At 51.1% G+C, this 709-nt stretch carries 1 protein-coding gene; it reads left to right on the top strand.

What is annotated here, in order from left to right:
• The coding region (locus tag A3739_RS01095; protein WP_156502223.1) for a flagellar basal body P-ring protein FlgI at positions 1-709 on the top strand (709 nt) is incomplete at both ends.

Genomic DNA, 709 nt, shown 5'->3' with positions numbered 1-709 from the left:
AATGACACCGCTTAAAGGTGCCGATGGTCGAATTTATGCCATGTCGCAGGGCAGTTTGGTCGTTGGTGGTTTTGGTGCAGATGGTAGCGATGGTTCATCGATTACGGTGAATGTTCCAAGTGTGGGGCGTATACCAAATGGTGCGACGGTAGAGCGCGGTATTGCGAGTCCGTTTAGCCAAGGCGATACGATCACATTTAATTTGCATCAGCCTGACTTTACAACGGCCATGAACGTCTCGCAGCAAATCAACGATATGCTTGGTCCGGACACAGCCTATGCGCAAGACGGCACATCAATTCGTGTGCGTGCTCCGAGGGACTCAGCGCAGCGCGTGTCGTATCTCGCAATGCTAGAAAATCTGAATGTTGAGCCAGGTGAGGCTGCCGCAAAAGTCATTATTAATTCGCGAACTGGAACCATCGTTGTTGGGCAAAATGTAAAAGTACTTCCTGCCGCTGTAACCCATGGCAGTTTGACGGTGACGATCAACGAGCAAGCTGAAGTCAGCCAACCTAATCCATTTTCGGACGGCCAAACAGTCGTTGTGCCGCGTTCAGATGTCAGTGCTGAACAAGAAAAAGGCCGCATGTTTGAGTTTGGTCCTGCGACCACGCTTAGTGAGATTGTACAAGCTGTTAACCGTGTAGGAGCAGCACCTGGCGATATCATGGCGGTGCTAGAAGCGCTCAAACAAGCTGGCGCACTG

The sequence above is a fragment of the Oleiphilus sp. HI0067 genome, assembly GCF_001635735.1.
This window is presented reverse-complemented; position numbering and strand designations above follow the sequence as displayed.